This window comes from Granulicella mallensis MP5ACTX8 (genome assembly GCF_000178955.2).
Lineage (GTDB): Bacteria > Acidobacteriota > Terriglobia > Terriglobales > Acidobacteriaceae > Granulicella > Granulicella mallensis.
In genome coordinates, this window is record NC_016631.1 from 2,041,491 (window position 1) to 2,062,086 (window position 20,596).

Annotated in this window: 23 protein-coding genes and 1 pseudogene; 10 read left to right on the plus strand and 14 right to left on the minus strand. The window is 58.8% G+C overall.

The window, feature by feature from the left end; all coding sequences use genetic code 11:
• From ACIX8_RS08645 to ACIX8_RS08665, 5 genes are all read right to left on the minus strand, one after another.
• A complete protein-coding gene (locus ACIX8_RS08645) occupies positions 1-2,139 on the minus strand; it encodes a glycoside hydrolase family 20 zincin-like fold domain-containing protein (RefSeq protein WP_014264958.1) in 2,139 nt (712 codons plus the stop codon).
• 89 nt (positions 2,140-2,228) lie between these two features.
• Positions 2,229-2,861, minus strand: coding sequence for a LolA family protein (locus ACIX8_RS08650; protein ID WP_014264959.1), 633 nt, complete (start codon positions 2,859-2,861; stop codon positions 2,229-2,231).
• Between the two features lie 103 nt (positions 2,862-2,964).
• The gene (locus ACIX8_RS08655; RefSeq protein ID WP_150110539.1) at positions 2,965-3,471 is read right to left on the minus strand and encodes a type IV pilin protein; all 507 of its coding nucleotides are present in this window, start codon (positions 3,469-3,471) and stop codon (positions 2,965-2,967) included.
• A gap of 169 nt (positions 3,472-3,640) precedes the next feature.
• Complete coding sequence (locus ACIX8_RS08660; protein WP_014264961.1) at positions 3,641-4,972, minus strand: M16 family metallopeptidase; 1,332 nt, start codon at positions 4,970-4,972, stop codon at positions 3,641-3,643.
• Positions 4,973-4,985: 13 nt separating this feature from the next.
• Positions 4,986-5,417 carry a nuclear transport factor 2 family protein gene (locus tag ACIX8_RS08665; RefSeq protein ID WP_014264962.1) on the minus strand — a complete coding sequence of 144 codons (432 nt, stop codon included), beginning with the start codon at positions 5,415-5,417 and terminating at the stop codon, positions 4,986-4,988.
• 39 nt (positions 5,418-5,456) lie between these two features.
• On the opposite strand from ACIX8_RS08665, the gene rlmN reads away from it, so the two are divergent.
• From rlmN to ACIX8_RS08680, 3 genes are read left to right on the plus strand one after another with little or no spacing between them, the layout of a single operon-like run.
• Positions 5,457-6,677, plus strand: a complete 1,221-nt coding sequence (gene rlmN, locus ACIX8_RS08670; RefSeq protein WP_014264963.1) for a 23S rRNA (adenine(2503)-C(2))-methyltransferase RlmN — start codon at positions 5,457-5,459, stop codon at positions 6,675-6,677.
• A gap of 59 nt (positions 6,678-6,736) precedes the next feature.
• On the plus strand, positions 6,737-7,030 hold the full coding sequence (locus ACIX8_RS08675) for a type II toxin-antitoxin system RelB/DinJ family antitoxin (RefSeq protein WP_014264964.1): 294 nt from the start codon (positions 6,737-6,739) through the stop codon (positions 7,028-7,030).
• Positions 7,031-7,033: 3 nt separating this feature from the next.
• Positions 7,034-7,321: a type II toxin-antitoxin system RelE/ParE family toxin gene (locus ACIX8_RS08680; RefSeq protein ID WP_044176403.1), complete on the plus strand. Its 288-nt coding sequence runs from the start codon at positions 7,034-7,036 to the stop codon at positions 7,319-7,321.
• Positions 7,322-7,324: 3 nt separating this feature from the next.
• Here ACIX8_RS08680 and ACIX8_RS08685 read toward each other — a convergent pair whose 3' ends face one another.
• The 3 genes from ACIX8_RS08685 to ACIX8_RS08695 all read right to left on the minus strand — a co-directional run bounded on the left by ACIX8_RS08685 (position 7,325) and on the right by ACIX8_RS08695 (position 9,772).
• Positions 7,325-8,347, minus strand: coding sequence for a gluconeogenesis factor YvcK family protein (locus tag ACIX8_RS08685; RefSeq protein WP_014264965.1), 1,023 nt, complete (start codon positions 8,345-8,347; stop codon positions 7,325-7,327).
• 107 nt (positions 8,348-8,454) lie between these two features.
• On the minus strand, positions 8,455-9,057 hold the full coding sequence (locus ACIX8_RS08690) for a tetratricopeptide repeat protein (protein WP_150110541.1): 603 nt from the start codon (positions 9,055-9,057) through the stop codon (positions 8,455-8,457).
• A gap of 115 nt (positions 9,058-9,172) precedes the next feature.
• Positions 9,173-9,772, minus strand: coding sequence for a DUF4254 domain-containing protein (locus tag ACIX8_RS08695; protein ID WP_014264967.1), 600 nt, complete (start codon positions 9,770-9,772; stop codon positions 9,173-9,175).
• 212 nt (positions 9,773-9,984) lie between these two features.
• Here ACIX8_RS08695 and ACIX8_RS08700 point away from each other — a divergent pair, with 212 nt between their 5' ends.
• The 4 genes from ACIX8_RS08700 (at position 9,985) to ACIX8_RS08715 (ending at position 15,353) form a co-directional block, all read left to right on the plus strand.
• Positions 9,985-11,136 (plus strand): glycosyltransferase family 9 protein, encoded by a 1,152-nt coding sequence (locus tag ACIX8_RS08700; RefSeq protein ID WP_014264968.1) that lies wholly within the window; start codon positions 9,985-9,987, stop codon positions 11,134-11,136.
• A complete protein-coding gene (hldE, locus tag ACIX8_RS08705; RefSeq protein WP_014264969.1) occupies positions 11,136-12,605 on the plus strand; it encodes a bifunctional D-glycero-beta-D-manno-heptose-7-phosphate kinase/D-glycero-beta-D-manno-heptose 1-phosphate adenylyltransferase HldE in 1,470 nt (489 codons plus the stop codon). Before ACIX8_RS08700 ends, hldE begins: the two co-directional genes overlap by 1 nt.
• Positions 12,606-12,968: 363 nt before the next feature.
• Complete coding sequence (locus ACIX8_RS08710) at positions 12,969-14,171, plus strand: ATP-grasp domain-containing protein (RefSeq protein ID WP_014264970.1); 1,203 nt, start codon at positions 12,969-12,971, stop codon at positions 14,169-14,171.
• A 123-nt stretch (positions 14,172-14,294) separates the two neighbouring features.
• The gene (locus ACIX8_RS08715) at positions 14,295-15,353 is read left to right on the plus strand and encodes a cytochrome P450 (RefSeq protein ID WP_014264971.1); all 1,059 of its coding nucleotides are present in this window, start codon (positions 14,295-14,297) and stop codon (positions 15,351-15,353) included.
• Between the two features lie 176 nt (positions 15,354-15,529).
• Here the strand turns inward: ACIX8_RS08715 and ACIX8_RS24465 are convergent, their stop codons facing one another.
• The 5 genes from ACIX8_RS24465 to ACIX8_RS08740 form a co-directional block, all read right to left on the minus strand.
• Entirely contained in the window at positions 15,530-15,961 is a 432-nt protein-coding gene (locus ACIX8_RS24465; RefSeq protein WP_223295490.1) for a hypothetical protein, read from the minus strand.
• A gap of 183 nt (positions 15,962-16,144) precedes the next feature.
• On the minus strand, positions 16,145-16,771 hold the full coding sequence (locus ACIX8_RS08725) for a hypothetical protein (protein ID WP_014264973.1): 627 nt from the start codon (positions 16,769-16,771) through the stop codon (positions 16,145-16,147).
• Positions 16,772-16,872: 101 nt separating this feature from the next.
• Complete coding sequence (locus ACIX8_RS08730) at positions 16,873-17,088, minus strand: helix-turn-helix transcriptional regulator (protein ID WP_014264974.1); 216 nt, start codon at positions 17,086-17,088, stop codon at positions 16,873-16,875.
• A 166-nt stretch (positions 17,089-17,254) separates the two neighbouring features.
• Positions 17,255-17,500: a helix-turn-helix domain-containing protein gene (locus tag ACIX8_RS08735; RefSeq protein ID WP_014264976.1), complete on the minus strand. Its 246-nt coding sequence runs from the start codon at positions 17,498-17,500 to the stop codon at positions 17,255-17,257.
• A gap of 267 nt (positions 17,501-17,767) precedes the next feature.
• Positions 17,768-17,971, minus strand: coding sequence for a hypothetical protein (locus tag ACIX8_RS08740; protein WP_014264977.1), 204 nt, complete (start codon positions 17,969-17,971; stop codon positions 17,768-17,770).
• Between the two features lie 618 nt (positions 17,972-18,589).
• On the opposite strand from ACIX8_RS08740, the gene ACIX8_RS08745 reads away from it, so the two are divergent.
• The 3 genes and pseudogenes from ACIX8_RS08745 to ACIX8_RS08755 form a co-directional block, all read left to right on the plus strand.
• Positions 18,590-18,874: a type II toxin-antitoxin system HicB family antitoxin gene (locus ACIX8_RS08745; protein ID WP_014264979.1), complete on the plus strand. Its 285-nt coding sequence runs from the start codon at positions 18,590-18,592 to the stop codon at positions 18,872-18,874.
• Positions 18,875-18,949: 75 nt separating this feature from the next.
• Positions 18,950-19,537 carry a hypothetical protein gene (locus tag ACIX8_RS08750; RefSeq protein WP_150110542.1) on the plus strand — a complete coding sequence of 196 codons (588 nt, stop codon included), beginning with the start codon at positions 18,950-18,952 and terminating at the stop codon, positions 19,535-19,537.
• A 156-nt stretch (positions 19,538-19,693) separates the two neighbouring features.
• Positions 19,694-20,149 (plus strand): annotated as a pseudogene (locus ACIX8_RS08755) (tyrosine-type recombinase/integrase); the annotation flags it as partial.
• Positions 20,150-20,173: 24 nt separating this feature from the next.
• Here the strand turns inward: ACIX8_RS08755 and ACIX8_RS08760 are convergent.
• A complete protein-coding gene (locus tag ACIX8_RS08760) occupies positions 20,174-20,371 on the minus strand; it encodes a helix-turn-helix domain-containing protein (RefSeq protein WP_014264981.1) in 198 nt (65 codons plus the stop codon).
• Positions 20,372-20,596 lie beyond the last annotated feature (225 nt).

Sequence of the window (20,596 nt, forward strand, 5' to 3'; positions counted from 1 at the left end):
TCAGTTTGTCGATGCCGGGGGTGGTGCGGGAATGCCTGTTTCAGTTGCGCTGGGAAGTACTTTATTGTCCGACCATTGGCGTTGCGCGGTGCGGACCTTGTCCATACGCGAGAGCCAGAGGGCGATGGTGTAGTCGTAGTGTTCGAGCACTGGACGTAGCGCGTACGGACGATTCGTCCGCAGCCAGCTTTGTGCATACAGATCGCGCAGCAGCGAGTAGCCGTCCTTGATGTCCTGAATGCGGCCGTTGACGCCGTTGATATCCGATAGCAGCGCGTTGACGGAGGGCTTGATCGTCCTGTCGCTGGAGTTCGAGGTCATCTGAGCGCGTGCGTAGTCGCGTGCGATCTCGTCGGCGAGTTGAAACTTGAGCCCGATGAAGTCCATGCGCCGAGCGCCGAGTTCCAGCGCGTCGATGGCGTCGGTTTCACGGAGATTGGTCGGGTTCGACGGAAGCTGGTTCGTCGGGGTGTAGACGACGGGCGAAGCCGCCGCCGGGGCTGCGGCGCGGGCCTGGGCGATCAGCTCGAGGGTCTTCTCCGCGTGCAGACGAAGCTCGTGCACATAGGGACGGATCTTGGCCGCATTCTGCTGCTGATCTTTGGCCCAGGGGTCGCTCCAGAAGAGCAGATCGGAGGCGTCGCTTACCTTGGCGTCTGTCTTCAGCAACTCATGGGCGGCCATCAGCTCAAGCTGCGCCTGGTTGAGCTTGCCGGTCATGTCGCCGTGGAAGACCTGCGCGTAGGTCTGCTCGAACTGAGGAATGGAGCTCTCGCCCTGCTGCCAGGCGGCAGCTGCACCGAAGAGGATGCCGTACCAGTTGTTGGAGGCCAGGGCCTCGCCATCGTCGTACCAGATGGTGTTGAGCTGGCCGGTAGCGCCCATGCGCTGGCCGTCGCGTGTGAACTGCTGAATGTTATCGAGGCCGAGGTTGTAGTTCGGGTAGACGCGCGACCAGTTGTTGATGCCGGGAGCGACCCAGGTCTCGATGCCCGCGTCGGTGTAGGGCTTCAGGTACTTGGCGAAGCCGTGCGGGTTGGGGTTGTACTGCCAGCCGATGGCGATGGTGTCGCGCTTGAAGCTCTCAGGCATGGTCTTGAGCAGGTCAGGCGAGTCCTGGGCGATATCGCCCCAGAAGAGCAGCCGGCGATTGAGCGGGCGCAGGGTGATGTCGATCTGCTGCATGAAGTCGAGATACACCTTGCCGAGGCCGTCGCGGTCCACTGCCGCCTTGGTCTGGCCGAGGCCGAGGTCCTGTGTCTCATCAGCACCGACGTGCAGGAAGGGCGAGGGGTAGAGCTGTGCGAGTTCGCTGAACTCCTGAGAGATCAGCTTGAGCGAGCCGGGCTGTGCCGGGGCGAGCACCGCGCCGTGGGGCGTCTCTGCAAGCTGCTGGTACACCTCCGAGGTCAAGGCATGGTGCAGGTGTCCGAAGGCCTCCTGCTCGGGCACGACCATCACGTGATACTGCTTCGCGTAGGCGACGAGCTCACGCGCGTCGTCGGCGGTGATGCTGCCTCCAGGAGGCGCGGGCAGGGGATTGGAGGCGTACTGCTGGGTGTGCTCGAAGTAGGGCGAGTAGAGATTCTCTTTGTAGGCCGCGATCGTGCGAACGATCTTCTTCTGGAACTCCAGGGTATCGACCGGGCCGCGGGAGAGGTCATCGTCCAGGCCGCGATACTTCATGGCAGGCCAGTCGCGGATGTTGGCAGCGCGGAGGACGAACTGGCGGTTTCCGGCGGACTCGATCATCTGCTTGACCGTCTGCGCGGCGTAGAAGACGCCCTCGGCGGTCGCTCCGGTGAGGGTCAGCATGCCGGAGGTGGAGACGATGGTGTAGCCCTCGGGCTTCATGGCGTCGGTAAAGGACGCGTCCGGGTGCTGGGCGAGGCGCTGCAGCACAATGCGCAGGCCGGAGCCTGTCTCCGGGATGCCGCGCTCGGCGAGAGTGATGCGCAGATCGGAGAGGGTGAACTGGTCCTCGGCGGTGCACGCTGTGCAGACGAGGGTGACACCGTTGTTCAGCGGTTGGTCCGGCCTGGGGGTGACCACTCGCGGCATCGGGATAAGGTGCGGCGTGGACTGTGCGGCTGCCGGCAGAGCAAGGGCCAGGAGTGCGGCGAGAGAACAAAGGCGCATGAAAGTACGGTACACGGAGAAGCAGGTAACAGTGAACAGGAAACAGGAAATAGCGAACAGGAAACAGGGAAGACAAATACCGGTGCTGCCTAAATCGGTGCGGCACCGTTGATGATCGCGACGCCCTGAGGCGGCGTGAAGATGAAATCGCTGTCTTTTGTAGGGATGTTCTCGTGCATGTCCGTAAACGTAAAGGTCGTCGTAGCCCCGTCGGTCTCTTCGATGCGCATCGTGTGGATGGTCCCGGTCGAATCTACCGTGAGCGCGAGCGAGCGGACGCGTTGCTGCATGCCTTTGGGCGTGCCGGAGAGCGTATAGCCACCATTCACGGCAGTCAGGCTCAGTCCGTCGAGTTCCTTGGCCAGTTCGGTGTGGCCGAGCAGAAAGCGCAGCGGCGAGCGCAGGTCGTCGAGCTGTTTTTCCGGGATGCGCTGTGCCTGGGCGTCGCCGGGCGTGTAGGAGATGGCGTTCTTGCCGTCCAGGATAAAGAGCTTGCCGGCGGGCGAGTCGTAGGACCAGCGCATGCGTCCGGGTTTGCGGAGCGTCAGGCTGCCGGTCTCGGTGCGATCCAGTCCCATGCCCTGGTAACGCTCGGTATAGCGGGCCTGGAGCGATTGCAGGTGGTTGTAGTGGGCGTCCACCTGGTGGGCGAGAGAAGCGGCCGTAGGCGACTGGGCTGCGAGGGGAGAGGCAAGTACAAAGAGGAGCAGAAGGTTTTTCATGCGAAGTCCTGACACCTGCCTTGGCTCCGGAGAGAGTCTTGGCAGGCTGCTGGAAAAGACAAAGGCCGCCCGAAGACGGCCTTCGTTGTGAATCGGCAAAGGACTACTGCAGAAGATCGGTGCAGTTGGTGCCGCCCTTGGGGTCGTAGTGGATCTCGTTGCCGTCGGTGCAGAAGCCACGGTCGCCGGTCTTGCCGACGGTGTTGGGAACAGCCGTGATCTGGTATCCGGTGTACTGGTCCTGATTGTTGACCGTTACCTTGGTGCAGTTGGTGATGGCGAAGGTGTAGCCCGCCTTGTTGCCGGTGGCCAGATCTTCAGGGATCAACTGGGCCGCCTCAGCCGTGGGCGCTCCGGCGTCCGCCTTGCCGCCCATCGCGGCCAGGGTGCACGAGAACCCGTGGGTCGGGTAGGTCGAGCTGTAGGTGCCTTCCTGGGCGTTGAGGTCGCGCAGCGAGGAGATGGCCGAGGTTTCGTTGGCCTTCTTGACGGTCTTCTGCATGGCTGGAATCGCGAGCGTCGCCAGGATGAGGATGATAGACATGACGATCAGGAGTTCGATCAGGGTAAAACCGGATTCTTCGTGATTGCGGCGGATCTGCATGTTCATGGCTTCCTCGAAAATGGCGCAGTCGTTCAGCGCACAGTTTGTCCGTTTCAGAGTATAGACGTTTGGGGTGGGGGAAGGGTTTAGCCAGCGTGTATCTTTGGTGTCGCAGGTGGCTTTCTTTCTGCCATTCCCACAGGAGAATGGCAGAAAGAAAAGCAGGAACAATGGTTTAGCAGGTCAGGTCGGCGCGCTCGATCTTCAGGCCGCCTAGGTTGCCGAGCAATGTCAGCGCGAAGTTTTCGGGCTGGAAGAGCTGCTGCGCCAGCCGCTGGATGTCTTCGCGCGAGACCCGGTCGACCTCTGCGGTGAGGTCTTCGACCGAAAAGAACTCGCCATAGTACATCTGCTGGCGTGCCAGGTTCGACATGCGGCTCGACGAGCTTTCCAGCCCCAGCACCATGTTGCCCTTGGACTGGTCCTTGACGCGCTTGAGTTCTTCTTCGCTGACCAGCTCGTGCTTCATGCGGGAGAACTCCGCCAGCGTCAGGTCGAGAACCTCGCGGGTCTTGTCGATGGCGCATCCTGCGTAGACGGCCAGGGAGCCCGTGTCGCGGAAGGGGTTGGTCTCCGAGTAGATCGAGTAGGCCAGGCCGCGCTCTTCGCGGATCGACTGGAAGAGCCGCGAGCTCATGCCCCCGCCGCCGAGGATCGAGTTCAGCAGATGCACAGTGAACCGATCCGGGTGCGAGACCTCAAGCGACGGCATGGCGAGGCAGAACTGTACCTGTTCCAGGGACTTCTTGTTCTTCAGTGTGATGTGCGGGAAGGCCTGGGGGGCCGCCGGACGGACGAGCTTGGAGCCGGAGCTGGCCGAGAGCGAGCCGAAGGCCTGGGCTACCTGCGCCACAAAATCATCATGGTCCAGGTTGCCGGCCGCGGAGAAGACCATGTTTGGCGGCGTGAAGAGGCGGGCGTATTCGTTGAAGACGATCTGCTGCGTAAAGCTGGAGACAGTCTTCGCCGTTCCGAGGATGGGGCGGCCCAGGGCATCGTTCTTCCAGAAATTCTGGGTGAAGAGCTCGTGGACCAGGTAGTCGGGGTTGTCCTCGTCCATCTTGATCTCTTCGAGGATGACGCCCTGTTCGCGGGCGAGGTCGTCGGGCGCGAAGGTGGGGTGGAGCACGAGGTCGGTCAGCAGATCGAGCGCGGCAGGGACGTTCTCGTCGAGCACCTTGATGTTGAAGCAAACAGTCTCTTTGCCGGTAAAGGCGTCAAGGTTGCCCCCGATGGAGTCGACCTCGCGGGCGAGCTGCTGGGCGGAACGGGTGGTCGTACCCTTGAACACCATGTGCTCGATGAAGTGGGCGATACCGTTGACTTCTGGGGCTTCGTCGCGTGAGCCGCTATCGATCCAGACTCCCATGGAGACGGAGCGGAAGTGCGGCATACGCTCCGTGAGTACGAGCAGTCCGTTGGGGAGGGTCGTCTTGCGGATATCGCGAGTATGTGTGGGAGCGGTGGTGAAGGTCGCGTTCTCCGCGACCGGGACAGAAACTGGCATCGACTCTATTGTTTCACGACTTTGATGGCGCGACATTCTCCTCTTCGGCGGAAACGATGGTGCCCTGGTGATAGAGGATCTGCCAACCTCCGGGGGATTTTCGCCAAATTGTAGCTCGCCGAGTGAGGCGCTCGCCCTGCCGCAAGGTGTAGGTGAAGAGGTAGGTGTCCGGGCTGAGGCGGCGGCACTGGTGGTCTGAAGTCTGCCAGCCTGCGGCGTCGGCATCGACGGGTGGGTTCTGCTCGAGGGTGTGGAGGATGAAGTCGCGGCTGTAGCGGCGGCCGGAGGCTCCGACCTCCCAATAATCTGGCGCCATCATCTGCTCGAATCCGGCACTGTCCGAAGCGAACTCCGGACGGTGGAAGATGGGTTCGTGGCGGCGAAGTTCTTCCAGCACGGGGAGCAGGTCGGATTCGGTGCGAGTGAAAGCCTCGGAAGAATGCATGGCTTGATTGTAGGGAGCAAGTAAACTGGAAGGATGGATATGCACGCGCTTTTCGGAAAGACACTGCCGGAGTTGACCGAGCTGATGGCTGGTTTGGGGCAGAAGCCGTATCGCGCGCGGCAGGTGTTTGAGGCCCTGTACAAGCAGCGGGTCGGGTTGGTGGAGGATGTGACGACGCTGTCACAGGAATTGCGCGATCGGTTGACCTCCGAGGGCTTTGCGATAGGCCTGCCGGAGATTGCCCAGACGGCGAAGTCGGTCGACGGCACGGAGCGCTACCTGATGCGCATGGCCGACGGCGAGACGGTAGAGACGGTCTGGATGCCCGATGGCGATGGCGGCGAACGCGGGGACGGGAGCGAGGCCGCAGAGGAAGAGTCGGCGGAGGTGGTTGTCGCCGAGGAGGCTGTGGACGGTGGTTACTGGTCGCGGCGGGGTAATGGGCGTGACCGGTCGAACTTCGGCACGCTGGCGGAGCAGGGCTTTCGCCGCGCGACGATCTGTATCTCGAGCCAGGTAGGCTGCGCCGTGAACTGCCAGTTCTGCCTGACGGCGAAGCTGGGGATCAAGCGCAACCTCACCGCAGGGGAGATCGCCGGGCAGGTGGCGGCGGTACTCAATCGCCACAGGATTCAAATCGGCAAGGACCGCATCAACCTCGTATTCATGGGGATGGGTGAGCCCTTTCTGAACTACGAGCAGTTCATGCAGTCGGTGCGGGTGCTGGTGGAGGGGATCGGGATTCCGGAGTCGCGGATGACGGTATCGACCTCGGGCATTCTGCCGGGGATCGAGGCCTTCGCGAAGGAGACGATGCGTCCCAAGCTGGCGCTCAGCTTGAATGCGAGTAACGACGTGGTCCGTGAGCGGATAATGCCCATTACGCGCAAGTGGAACATCGCCGCGCTGCTGGAAGCGGTGCAGAAGATTCCCCTGCGTACACGCGAGTGGGTCACGTTCGAGTACGTGCTGCTGGGAGAGGTGAACGACCAGCCCGAGCATGCGCGCGAGGTGCTGGAGCTGCTCGACGGTATACGTGCCAAGGTGAACCTGATCGTCTGGAACCCAGGGCCGGGGATTGATTATCACCAGCCAAAGCCGGCGGATGTTGCGGTCTTTCAGAAGATGCTGATTGAGGGTGGGATTGCGACTTACATCCGCAGGCCGCGCGGGCGCGACATCTATGCAGCGTGCGGGCAGTTGAAGCGGACAGTGGCGGAAGAGAAGCCGCAGTTGGTAGGGATTTCGGCGGCGAGCTGATGGCTGCAATAAGTGAGTGGTTGTCATGCAGATGAATTACAATCTGCCAGGGGGATGCCATGGCCGCTAATGCCTTAGTTCAAACTCGAATCGATGCTGACGTAAGAGATCGCGCTACGGCGGTTCTAGAAGAGCAGGGTATGACTGTCTCCGAAGCCGTGCGGATTCTTTTGACGCGCACCGCGAACGAAGGGGCTCTGCCTTTTACGCCGGCGAACAATGAGGCCTACAACGCCTGGTTTCGTGCCAAAGTGCAGGAGGCGCTGGATGATCCGCGTCCAGCAGTTTCACGGGAAGAGGTCGATCGGCGAATGGCAGAACGGCGTGCTTCTGCACGAGCCAAATTGCGATAGACGATGGCCGTTATCTGGAGTGAAGCTGCTGTTCAGGATCTACAGGGCATCTTCGATTATGTAGTGGAGGACAGTCCGCAGAATGCTCTTCTTGTGGATACTCGCATCTGCGAACAGACCGATGAGTTGGTGCGCTTTCCCGCTCTGGGACGACCAGGCCAATTTGAAGGCACACGCGAACTGATCATTCAGAGAACTCCATACATCGCCATTTATCGCGTGGAAGAGGATGACACCATCCGAGTCGTACGCATACTGCATGCAGCGCAGGAGTGGCCTTCTGTGATGTAAGGCTTAGCGCTTGAGCGCCAACTGCAGCACCGTCTCTGCCACATGCTCATAGCTATGCCGCAGCACCTCACCCTCATGGGCAAAGTTGCCGGTGATAGGTTCTACTCCCAGCGAGCGAATGCGTTCCAGATCTGCTTCGATGGGTTCCTGGCCTTCGCGGGCGTATTGCACGATAGTTTCTCTACGCAGAGGAGCGATGTTCACGAGCGCATAGTCGAAGATCTGCGCGCCGGCGTGGTCGAGGATCTTTTCAATATGCTGCGAGGCCGTCAGGCCCAGCGATTCGTTGGCCTGGGTCATCAGGTTGCAGATGTAGACGCGTGTGGCCTTGCTGGCGGCGAGAGCCTCGGGAATGCCTCGAACCAGAAGATTGGTAATCAGCGAGGTGTAGAGCGAGCCCGGGCCGAGCGTGATGAGGTCGGCGTTGGCGATGGCTTCCAACGACTCCGGCAGGGGGCCAGCGTCGGCGGGTTCGAGCATCAGCTCTACGATGGAGCGCTTGCTGGCGGTGATATTGGTTTCGCCATAAACGAGGGAGCCGTCGTCCATCTGCGCTGCGAGGGTCGCGTAGGACGTTGTGGAAGGGTAGATACGGCCACGTGTGGCGAGAATCTGCGAGCTGGTCTGTACGGCCTGTGCGAAGTCGCCGGTAATGCCTGTGAGCGCCGCGAGGAAGAGGTTGCCGAAGCTATGCCCCTGGAGATCGCCGCTGGCGAAGCGGTGCTGGAAGAGGCGTGAGAGCATGTGTTCGTCCTCGGAGAGCGCCACCATGCAGTTGCGCACGTCGCCCGGAGGGAGCATGTTGAGGTCTTCGCGCAGGCGACCGGAAGATCCGCCGTCGTCGGTGACCGTGACGATGGCGGAGAGTTCGCGGATGAGGCAGGGGATGTTGCTGCAGTTCTCAGGGGAGAGCGGTTTTGTTCCCGGCGCTGCCACGTAGCGCTTCAGGCCGCGCAACAGCGTGGAGAGGCCTGTGCCGCCGCCGATGGCTACTACGCGGAGCTGTTTCGAATCTGGTTTGGACATGCGTCAGCTTTAGTTTAGACGCACAGGGCGGGACAGGCACCGTGTGCCGACCAGACGCATCCTTGCGTGTTCCTTACTTGGACGCAAGGCCGGTCGCCTGAGATGGCTCAGGATTCCGGGTAAAGCAGCTCGGTAAAGCGCGGGTCTTCGGCGACGCCGTCGAAGTCGGAGTCGGCGCGAGCCTGGAATCGGTTGTGCGCGTTCAGGCGGATGGCTTCACTGAGGTGATCGATACACTTCTGCGTGTCCCCCGTAATGCTGGCCAGCAGGGCGAGACCGTAGAAGGCATAATCGGCAGCCTTCTCCTTGAGCAGGATCTGCTCGAAGTGCTCGCGTGCATCGTCGTAACGGCCATGGTTCAGCAGCGAGATCGCATAGTCGTAGCGCTCTTCATGGGTCTCGAAGCTCGTCGTGCCCTTGGAAACATGGCTGAGACAAGCGGCGATGTACATGCGGATACGATCGGCGAGGTCATGCGGAGCGGTATCGAGCATCTGCAGGAAGGCCGAGTGGGCCTTCTCGTATTTGCCCGCCTGCATGAGCTTCAGGGCCGTCTCGTAGAGAGCAAGCGTCTGTTTGCGTGCGGCGGTGTCGTCGGCTTGAGCGCTGCCGGCGAGAGTTCGCGGCGACCGCTTGGCGTGTAGGGCGCCGTCAGCCGTGGGGGCGGTGTGGTTTGCGGTGATAAGGGTTTTTCCCGACTTCGTGGACATGGTCTTCTCTGCAATGAAACCTAAATCGTTGTTGAGGGCCGTATAAATCCTGGGTTTCGCTGTTGAAGTCTTCTCGGTTTTATACGGGCGAAAGGTCGTGGCGGTCAAATGGAGCTCAACCGTCCGGGGTCAGCGGCCTGCTGTAAAGCACCGGATTGAGCGCAGGGTCGTTGTACATCTTCAACTGGCGGTAGAGTTTGAAGCGGCGTTTGCCGTTCCTCACCTCGGTCCAGAGCGTGGCGAGACACGTGGTCAGGTCGTCGCGCTGTTCGAGCAGCAACGCGAGCCGCTCCCGGTTTCTCTGGTGATGTTCGGCGCTTGCCTCCTTGCGCCGAGTCTCCTCTTCGGTATGGAAGATCTTCAGGGCAAGGATGGAGAGCCGATCGACCATCAGGCCTGGAGTCTCGGAGTTCAGCGGCAACTCCGCGGACTGAGCGGGAATGCTTTCCAGCAGAGCCACGTCGATACGCTCGACAAGATCGTTGCGCCGCTGGTTCAACTTGTCGATCGCGCGTTTGACAGCGGCGATGGCCTGGTCGGCGGCCAGGGGATCGCGAGCCGCGTCCTCACGGTGCCAGAGATCGAAGTTGGCGCGGTGCTGGTCGAGAATGAGGGTCTCGAAGGCGTCGCGGGCCGTCTGGAGAGGTGCAGAGTTGTCGTGCCAGTGCGCAGTGGCCTGGTCCTGCAGCAGGGAGATGTGAAGAGCATCAAGCATGGGGTAGCTTCTCGCATGGTACTCGGTGTCTGATGCAGAACCAAGGGGTATGTACTTCCTTGAGATGCTTGTTACGACGCAAACGGAGAGCAGGTTCCTTCTCTTCGACTCACTTGAGGGGTGGAAAGGGTCATCGGAACTCCGAGCGCAGCGGCAAAAGCTTGTAAGCTCACGGCTTGCGCGAGGACTCCGTTGACGGCGACACTGACAGCATGTCCTCTGCGAATGTGAAGCGTGTGCTGCTGTACCGGCTTGGCAGCCTGGGCGACCACCTGGTAGCGCTTCCTTGCTACCGGCTCGTTCAGCGTGCGTTTCCTGAGGCCGAGCGCCGGCTGCTGACCAACATCCCTGTGATGAATAAAGCAGCGGCTGTGGAAGCCGTGCTGGAGGGCAGCGGTCTGGTCGATGGCTATCTGACCTATGTCGTGGGCGAGCGCAGCCTGCTGGCGCTGCTAAAGCTGGCCTGGACGATCCGGCGATGGAAGCCGGATGCCCTGGTCTACCTGGCCGGAGCACGAGGCGAAAAGGCGGCGCGGCGCGACCGGATGTTCTTTCGGCTGTGCGGTATACGGCAGCAGATCGGCCTCCCTTTGACCGAAGATCTACAGCACCATCGCAGCGAAGGAATGCGCGAGGGAACTCCCTGGTTTGAGCAGGAAGGGCGACGGCTGGCGCGATGTATCGCGGAGCTTGGCGATGCGGGGGTGGATGACCTCGCAAATTGGTCTCCGGGATTGACGGGCGAAGAGCGGCAGGCTGGCAGGGAGCTTGCACAGCCTTTTGGCGGTACTCCCTTCTTTGCCTTCAGCCTGGGTACCAAAGCGCAATCGAATCAGTGGGGCGGAGGCTCGGAGGGCACGGCTCGCTGGCAACAGTTGTTGTCGAAGCTGGCGGCAGCGTGGCCAGGGTATGGCCTGGCGATTCTTGGAGCCGGTGATGAGTACGAGGTGAGCGAGAGCGTCGCCGAGGCCTGGCGAACGGTTCCGGGAGCGGGGCTCGCGGTCAACCTGTGTGGGGCTGCGAGGCCACGGGTCAGCGCTGCCGTCATGGAGAGGGCGGTGATGTTCTTCGGCCATGACAGCGGACCGGCGCACATGGCGGCGGCGGTGGGAACGCCGGTGCTGGGAGTCTTCAGCTCCAGGATGATGCCCGGAGAGTGGATTCCCAACGGAGAGCACGTGCGAGTTGTGCTCCACTGGGTGGAGTGTGGTGGCTGCAAATTGGAGACATGCGTCGTCCAGGGCAAAAAATGCATCTTGTCCATAGGGGTCGAAGAGGCCTGGCAGGCCACGCAGGAGCATCTGACAAGGATGCAGGAGCGCGGCATTCGAACGTTGCCGAAGCTTGAGGAGAAGAGATTTTGATGATGCACGAGATTCATGCAGTTCTGGGGTTGCTGGAAGGCGGCTTCGGCAACCTGAAGGTGTTGGTGGTGGGCGACCTGATGCTGGACCGCTATATTCTCGGCGAAGTCGACCGCATCTCGCCGGAGGCCCCCGTGCCTGTCTTGCGGCACGTACAGCGCTATGAGCGGCCCGGTGGAGCTGCAAATGTGGCCATGAACCTTGCGGGCCTGGGTTGCCAGGCTCTGCTGGCAGGTTTTTGGGGAGAGGATACGGAGCAGCGCGAACTCGCCGTGTTCCTCGAGACGGCGAAGATCGATACGGTGGGAGTCGTTTCGACCGCTCTGCCGACGATCTCCAAGACGCGCATTCTCGGACGCATGCAGCAGCTTCTGCGATTGGACATCGAGAGCCGCGAGCACCCTACCGCCGTCGACCGGCAGCGCCTGCAGGAGCGCGTCGAACAGTTGATTCCGAAGGTGCATGCGGTCGTGCTCTCGGACTATGCCAAGGGTGCGCTTTCGGCGGAGCTGTGCGAGGCCGTGATCCGCACCGCGAAACGGCTTGGAGTTCCGGTACTGGCCGATCCCAAATCGCCGGACTTCAGCAAGTACTCTGGCGCGACGACTGTCTGCCCGAACCTGAACGAGCTTGCGGCGGCGACGGGTGTTCCGGCGCATGACCTGGAGACTCTGCTGGCCGCGGGTGAGGAGCAGCGGCGCGAACACGACCTGAAGTTCCTGACGGTCACGATGAGCGAGAAGGGAATCCGGGTTCTCTCGGATGCGGGCTCGTATCACTCTCCGGCCCGGGCGCGTGAGGTGTATGACGTCTCCGGCGCAGGAGACACCGTGATTGCGACGATGGCGGCGTGTCTGGCGGCGGGGCTGAAGAACGAGACGGCCGTGGAGCTGGCGAACCTGGCTGCGGGCATCGTGGTGGCGAAGGTGGGCACGGTTCCTATTGCGCGCCATGAGCTGGTCGCCATGCTGACGCCTTCAAGCGGCATCTCGGGAGCGGAGAAGATCCTTGATGGCGAGCGGCTGGCCCAGCGCATCGCGGAGTGGCGTGCAGCGGGAGAAACCATCGTCTTTACCAATGGTTGCTTCGATCTGCTGCACGTCGGCCACATCACCCTGCTTGAAGATTGCAGGCGCTTTGGCTCGAAGCTGGTGCTGGGATTGAACTCGGACGATTCAATCCGGAGGCTCAAGGGGCCGTCGCGTCCGATCGTAGGCGATCGCGAACGGTCGCGCGTGATGGCGGCGCTGGCAGCGGTGGATGCGGTGGTGTTGTTTGAAGAAGATACCCCGCTGGAGTTGATTCGCGCGGTGAAGCCTGACGTTCTTGTAAAGGGCGGGGACTATATTGCGGAGAGTGTCGTCGGCTATGAAGATGTGACGGCTCGGGGTGGGCGTGTCGAGATCGTGCCTACGGTGGAAGGTTTTTCCACGACAAACATTGTGCGAAAGCTGCAGGGCGAAAAGTAAAATCGACGACGCGGTGGTTCGGAGGAGTTGCCCGAATCGGAAGGGCACGGTTTCAACCGTGCCGAAAAGGTGGGTTTTAATCTCCTTACCGCCGTCGGGACGCAGAGCGTCCCGACGGCGGTAAGGAATCAAGGCTGCTTCGCGAGATGGCTCAAGCGGTGTAAGCCTTAATCTTGCAGTGCGGTATTTGTGGTGATGTGGGCAAAATACAGGGGGCTCTAGACGCAAAGCGCCCCACAAACATTCGAATCACGCTCTGCATCGAGGGGTCTCTCCACTCCGCATGACGATAAAACCATCATGCTCCGGTCGAGATGACAAGGTATGAGTAAGTAGGTCGAGATAGCTGCATGAGGAGATGGCATGGAACGGCGACCGGCGATATTTTGCATCAGCACCTACGAGAAGGGCCAGGCGTTCCTGCGCGAAGCCGCTGCGCTGGGCTGTGATGTCACACTGCTGACCATCGAGAAGCATGCGAACGGGGACTGGCCGAAGGATAGTCTGGTAGATTTCCAGACCATGCCTGCGGGGCTGACGCCGGAGCAGGTGCTGAACACCGTCACCTACTACGCCCGCACTCACCGTATCGATCGGATCGTTGCCCTGGATGAGTTCGATCTGGAGACGGCGGCGCTGTTGCGCGAGCATCTGCGGTTGCCGGGGATGGGGCAGACCGCGACACGGTTCTTTCGCGACAAGCTGGCGATGAGGACTGCGGCGAAGGCCGCTGGAATCGCGGTCCCCGACTTCTCGCCCGTTGTGAACCACGAAGACATCCGTCACTTTCTGCAGAACACGCAGGGACCGTGGCTGCTGAAGCCCCGGTCGAGCGCCGCGGCGATCGGGATCAAGCGAGTGGGACATCCGGACGAGATCTGGCCGCTGCTCGAACAGCTTGGAGATGCCGCCAGCGAGCACGTGCTGGAGTGCTTTGTCCCTGGTGAGATCTTCCATGTCGAAGGGGTCACCTGGGACCGCGAGGTGCTCTTTGCCGCCGCCCACAAGTACGGCAAGCCTCCGATGCAGACCATGCATCACGGTGGTGTCTTTACAACGCGAACTCTCGACCGCGAAGATGATGACGCGGTATCGTTGCGCACGATCCATGCGGCAACTTTGTCGGCGTTGGGGATGATTCACGGTGTTACGCACAGCGAATTCATCAAGGCGCACGCGGATGGACGTTTCTACTTTCTCGAGACTGCGGCGAGAGTCGGGGGCGCCTTTATTGCCGAGGTGGTGCAGTATGCCAGCGGCCTGAATCCCTGGACGGAGTGGGCTCGGATCGAAGTCGCCCGGCTGCGCGGGGAACGCTACCACCTTCCCGAGTTACGTCAGGACTACGCTGGCAGCGTGATCTGTCTGGCACGCCAGGAGCAGCCCGATCTGTCGGCCTACGCAGACCCGGAGATCGTCTACCGATTGCCTAAGCATCATCATGCAGGGCTGATCGTGCGCTCAGACTCGGCCCAAAGGGTGGAGTCTTTGCTGGAAAGCTACGCTGGGCGATTTCTCGAGGACTTTTACGCGCGGATGGACGTGCCGGACAGGCCGACGTCGTAGCGCTTTTTGATCGGGGACACCTACTTCTGTGGGGAGGAGATGAGACCTGGGTCATCTGGCCAACAATGACAAAATGCTGACAAGAAGTGGCGCTCAACTTGAAATACTAGAGCCGGAGCCGTCATGCAAAAACTACGAGAAGAATCATCCATACCCGCCTGGAGTAGCGATGAATTCGACTCCCCTGTATCTCCGCACATTGAGCCTGCTTATTTCGATAAGGATCTGGACGCCTGGGTTCTGAGCCGTTACGAAGATGTACTCGCAGCGTTTCGCTCTTCGGGTCTTGGCAACAATGGCAAGTCGCTCCGGACCACGGAAGACGACGAGGCCATGGAGAAGATGCGCGCAGAGGCAAGGGAAGCGCTTTCTCCCGCCCAGCTTCGTGCCTGGTCGGAGGTCATAACCCCTATTATTCAGGCACGAGCTCAGACTCTGCCCGAAGGGTCCCCTGTAGACCTGCTCGATTCCTACGTTAGACCGAATTGCCTTGACTTGGCGGCCCTTGTGACAGGAATTGATCCGCAAGAGGCTGCGCGACTGCGAACACTTGCCGGGACTGTCTCGGCGGCAGCCGCGGAACCCTATGATCCGGCGCTCCGTGCGGAGGCAAAGTCTGTTACCCCCGCGCTTCAGGCTTGTTTTCACGCGAGAGCCGAGGCCCTGCGCGACTCCGGATTCGTCGCCCTCTCGCATACGTTGCCTTGTATGCTGGCGAATGCGTTCTACGCCTTGTTGCAGAATCCGCAGCAGTGGGCACTCGTTCATCTGGAGTCCGGCCTGATTGAGCAGGCGATTGAAGAGTTGATGAGGCACGCCGGCCTGGGTCGCTTTCTGCGCCGTCAGGCAACGGAAGATTTGGTGATAGGGGATGCTTTCATTCGCCAGGGAGATCGATTGATCCTGCGTATCATCGCCGCCAATCACGATCCTGTCCGCTTCGCTCAGCCCCATGAGCTGGATGTATGTCGCCGTGGAGCGGCGCACTTCACCCTCGGAGCCGGATCTCACGCGTGTGTAGGGGCAAGTCTCTTGCGCATGGCTTCTGTTGCCATGCTTCGTCCGCTCGTTGAGTTATTTTCTTCTGCGAGCTTGACGGAACCCGTCACCTGGCAGGGCGGCTCGGGATTTCGATCTCCCAAGAATCTGCCGGTTGTTCTTCGGAGAGATGTCGTTTCTTAGAGCCGTTTCCGTGAATTTTAAAAGAGCCCTCTACACCTATTGAGCCGCAGGGAAATCTTGGGCCTCTCTAAACAAGACGGAAGCCATTACCAACCGCGACACAGACAAACAATAACGCCCGGCAACCTCTCATGAGGACCGGGCGTTTTCCGTTTCGCGAGGCTGCTTCGATGGCGCTACGGTTGTGGTGTTTGTGCGGGCACAGATACAACGGCTTTTATCCGGTCGGTCAATGTGCCGATGGACTTCGTGAAAGCGATCTTACCTTTAGGGATGGTGGTATCCCGCCCTGCCCAGATGGTAATCACATACAAAGAACTTTGCGTAGAGGGATCGAGGATGGAGAGGTTCAAGAATGCGGGGAAATACGTGACATCGGAATGGCGGCCATCCGGGCTCGCTGACTCTACAATTGCTGAACGCTCCGTACCCCGTATCTCGAAGATAAGATCAGCTTGCGCCGGTGAAGTAACTAGCTGGAAATGGTCCCATTGCTTGAGCGATGCATAAAGCTCATCGTATGCCAGATTCGGACCTCCCGGAATATCGTGTACGAATTGAGCATCCTCGCCTCCATTGGACAGAAAGATCTTCTTCGCCGAAGTCACCCTGGCAATCACATCAGGCGAAGGTGGTGGGGAAGGTGGGGGCGCTACCTTCAAGCAAGCCACAGTAAGAAACGGAAGCAAAAGGCAGAGGCTCAGCAAGGGTCTGCGAATTAGAGCGTTCATGGCATTCCTATCGTTGGGCGTACATCAATATGGGAAGGCGGGTAGTGATGCCCCTCATACTTAGTCGAGAGCACTACCATGTGCCTTCTTTGCCTGTTCACTCTGGAAGTAGGCATGGTCGGTGAGGGTGATTTCTATGAACCTGTTCAAGTTGTAGGGCACATTGATCTTTTCAAATGCGACCACAAGGAAGTCTGGCTTTGTCCAAGTTGCGGTCTGTAGGTCAAACTTGGCCCCATAAACGTTTTGAACAGTGTCTGAATGTGTCTCATCTGGCTGGCCGAATTTGGAGGTCGCGTCAGTTAGAGCTTCGCTCCACGCTTTGTCTGTGATCTCAATATTCAATTCGACAAGTTTATTGTGGGCAAACTTGGCATAGCCACGGAAGTCTCTGCATACACCCAACCCATAGATCGGGTCTTGGCATTTCAATTCTGCAGACTGGGAGCCATTAGCTATGGACGACACGAACGCTACAAACTCGCTACACCCGTCTACGGTGTATCGTTTTTGGTCGTTAGTTTCTATGCAGAGTTGCGCCTGTACATGGGTCGCAGGACTAGATTTGACGATGAATTGCTCAAACGTTTCACCCAAGACGTGACCCTTGATTGTTGGAGTTGTCGCTATTTGCGCGTGGCAAGCCAGCGCCATCATTGACAGCAAGAGCATTAGGATCTTCTTCATACCCAAATCCTACGCCTAGCGACGCAGCACACATACGCACGCTCCTTTTGTTCAAACAACTCCGTCATCTATGCGGGCTCAGATCCATTCCTGCAATGACTCTATCTAGAATGCTGGAACGGGTTGTCCCCAGTGTTGCCCCTGAGTGCGATACGCTGCTCCTGCCAGGATTCAATCTCTGATTGGAGCCAGCCTACAGCCCTGTCACCCAACGAAATGGACTGGGGAAATGTCTTGGCGGCCATCTGGGCATAGAGGGAACTGCGAGATAAGCCAGTGCATGCCAGCACGGCCGGCAGCCTTATAATCACATCCACAGATGTCTCGATTCTGACGAGCGGATCATTGCACCCAACCTAAAGTGGGGTATATATCTGGCATCCACTAGGTTGTAGATTTTGGTGGTGGAGCAGCCAATCAACTGGGACAGTTCCTCCACTTTCCAGGCCCCTTTCTTTGCTGCAATGGTTTCTACCAGCGTCATTACGTTGTCTTCATCCCCCAGGGTTTGCGCGATGCACCCCGCTTGCCCTCAAGGACGCCCTTGTTTTGAACCCATCTCGACACGGCTACCGGATCGAACCGGATTGCCCCTCCTACCCTGAAATAGGGAATTCCTCCATTTCTCACGAGATCGTAGAGTGATTGGGGAGTGCAGTTGAACAACTCGGCAAGTTCGTTTACCTTCCAGGCGTTCTGTTTGGTCGCAAGAGTTTCTACCAAGTCCATTGTGATGTTTTCTCCTGTTCCGAGATTCGCCATCCTTATCGATAGCGCCTGGTTCTTAAAACAACCGCGAATAGGCTAATTGTCGCTCAAATTTGTTCAAGATGCCACGGTGTAAACTATAGATAACAAAGGCGCTGAGCTATACAGGGCAGAAAACATTGCTATCTCAGATGGCGCGATCATTGAGAGAACGATTGCATGAAAAAGAGTCCCACCCGAATGCAGACTGTGCATTCGGGTGGGACTCTTTTTGTCGTTAAGTTGCCTTCAGTTGACTTGATCAAAAGTCGAGGCTGTAAACACGCGGCCATTAATTTCGAACCGAGTGACCTGAACATCAAATTGTCCAGCACTGTAACGGAGAGACCCATCATCGGCAGCCTTCTCCTGGCGCTCCCGATGAATGCCCGCCAGATCGGCAGGTAGATAGGCAGCATCGGGATCACCTTCGCTAACGGGAACCGCAAGCATCCACTCAGTCCTGCCGGCGTGTGCGTAAACAACTCCATACTCGTCTTGGACTAGTAGCGTCTGTGACGAAGTTAGAGGTGTGCACCAGAGGGCTTGGTGTGCGGCAACCAATGCGTGTTCAGCCGTTACATGGTCGCAGGAGCAGCAATGTTCGGAACAGTAGGGGAGATTGCATTGATCACATTTGTAATGCCTATCGGAATGCTCAGGGCAGACAGTGCAGGTTGTGGAGAGATCAGCAGTCTTTTGATACACGTCAGAAGTAGTTGTCATAGATTTTTCACCTTTGTTTTCGTTGCGTTCGGTCTTTTAGGGCACCTCGGTAGGTGCCGTTGCATTTCTCTCGCCCCATGAAGCTCTTCGCAGAACTCACATGGGCGCATCGTTTTAGGCTTGCTGCCCCCGCCCTTCTGCCCTCTTCTGCGCCCAACCTCGGGCCAGAAGACTTCGTCAGGTATCGACGGCAGATTCCACGATTCACGCCATTCCATTTTTCTTCGTCTTCATCATTCATCTTCTCCGTTACCGCATGAATCGAAGATACACTATAAACATCTGCATGGACATGTTTATTTTCTAATCTTTTAACAGACACTGCCTGAGGTGTAGCCTGAGGGAATGAAACCCCATCCCAAGCAGCAGCGCAGGGCCGGCCGGGCGTTCAACAGCATGGACAAACAATCGGGCTATGCCGCTCGCTTTGAACAGGCGAGAGACGGCGGCTGGGGAGCGATCACCGTGCAAATGTGTGTGGTTGGTCTTGGTTCAAGCCTAGGAGAGGCGAGGCAGAGCGTTAGTGATGGCATCGCTGTCTGGCTCGAATACAAGCGGGACAATAACGAACCGGTTCCAGATCCCGAGTGGAAAGAAGTACCGCTTAACGATTCTGTCAGCAGCTATTGAGTAGGCACGGCCCTCTGCACTCGGCTTGATGAACTGCTGGCCTTCTGAGCGGTGAGAATGGTACAGTCTCTTCACATGAAAATCACTGCCTTAGCTGTGTTCGCAGTTGTCCTGTGTGCGCCTTTGAGCCTTTTCGCGCAACCCGTACTACCTGACTGTCCGGTAGCTTCGGGAGCCTATTACCTGCAAGGCACGACATGGGTTGGTATGGACCCTAGCCATTCCACCGGGTTTAAGACAACAAATGTTGCTGGCGCAGCCTTCAGTTATGGAGCAGCAAAGGCGCGCGTGAAAGCTCAATTCCGCGAGGCCAGATCACCATATCAACTGCCGGACAGTTCATTCGCAATGTGCCTGGTTGGCACTGTGGACACCGGACGAGACATCACTCTAGCTCGCTTTCAGGAAGAAAAGGATCGACGAGAACTTTCGATGGCAAGCTATCGGATGTGGACGGGTATCAATGCCCAATTGGACCCAAAGGTTCTGATCCCAATTACCGTGGAAAAGAAGGGCGAGAAGATCTATCTCGTCACGAGCAAAGAGCCGTTGCCGTTGGGGGAATTCATTCTTTTTACGATAATTCCCGACGTAGCTGCTATGGCAAAGGCTAATCAGGCCAGCTCACTTGGCGGCTATGACTTCGGGAACCACGCCAAGTAGCTCTACCTTCCTCGTGGATCTCTAGCGTCGTGCTGCGCTCACTGCTCATGCTCCGTGCGAGATTTACTCTGATGAGTGTGGACGACAAGGAGATAATGAAGACATGGCCGAACAGCACACAGCGCCGATTGAGCACCCGGCGGGAACGTAGACTTCCGTTCCAAGGTAATCAAAGTCCGAGAGATGATCGACGACGAGTATGAGTACGATGTGAGGATCAAAGACAGGGCAGAGAGGTCTGTACCGCTCGCTGACGATCTGGCCGTCACCCTGAAAGCGTGGAAGGAAAAGAGACCAGGCACCAAACTCGTCCTCGGAACTAAGAATGACACCCCGAACAAGAAGTGGTTGCAAATGCTGAAACGGTCTGCACGAAGTGCCGATTTGAACTGCGGCCGCTGCCCAGCCTGTAGAAAGAACGATGAATGCAACCGGTGGACGATCCACAAGTTCAGGGCGACGTACACCACGATGTCGCTGAGGAACGGAGTGGACGCCAGGACCGTGATGTCCTATACCGGTCACGAGGACTTGGCTACGGTTCTGCGTTATCTCGCTCCGGCCGAAGACGAACCCATGCAGCAAAAGGTCAGCGCCATCTCTTGGATGTAGCTGACTCCTTTGCTGCACTGCTTCTCATGCCGCTTTGCCTTGTACCCATCTGGACAGAACAAAGGGGTCGAAGCGGATGGAAGAGCCGACTCTGAAGTGGGGGATACGGTCGTCTCTGACGAGTTCGTAGAGCTTCGTGTCCGAACAATCAAAGAGTTCAACGAGGTCTTTGATACGGGGTGCTTTTTTGCTGCTGGCGATGGCGTCCACCAGAGTCATCATTGCTGTACTGCGAGCTCGGGTTGGGGTTTAGGTGATTCGAACGACGACTGCATAGTCAAATTGAAGCGGTCTCCAATGGTATTAAGGTGATGATGCGCGGGTACAGACAGCGTGCAGGCGCACGTCTGCCTATACCCGCAGATCAGCGAATCGGCGGCAGGCAAGTGCACCGAGACATCAATAAGCGCAAAGAGCACGGCAAGACACCCCGATGGGCGAGTGTCG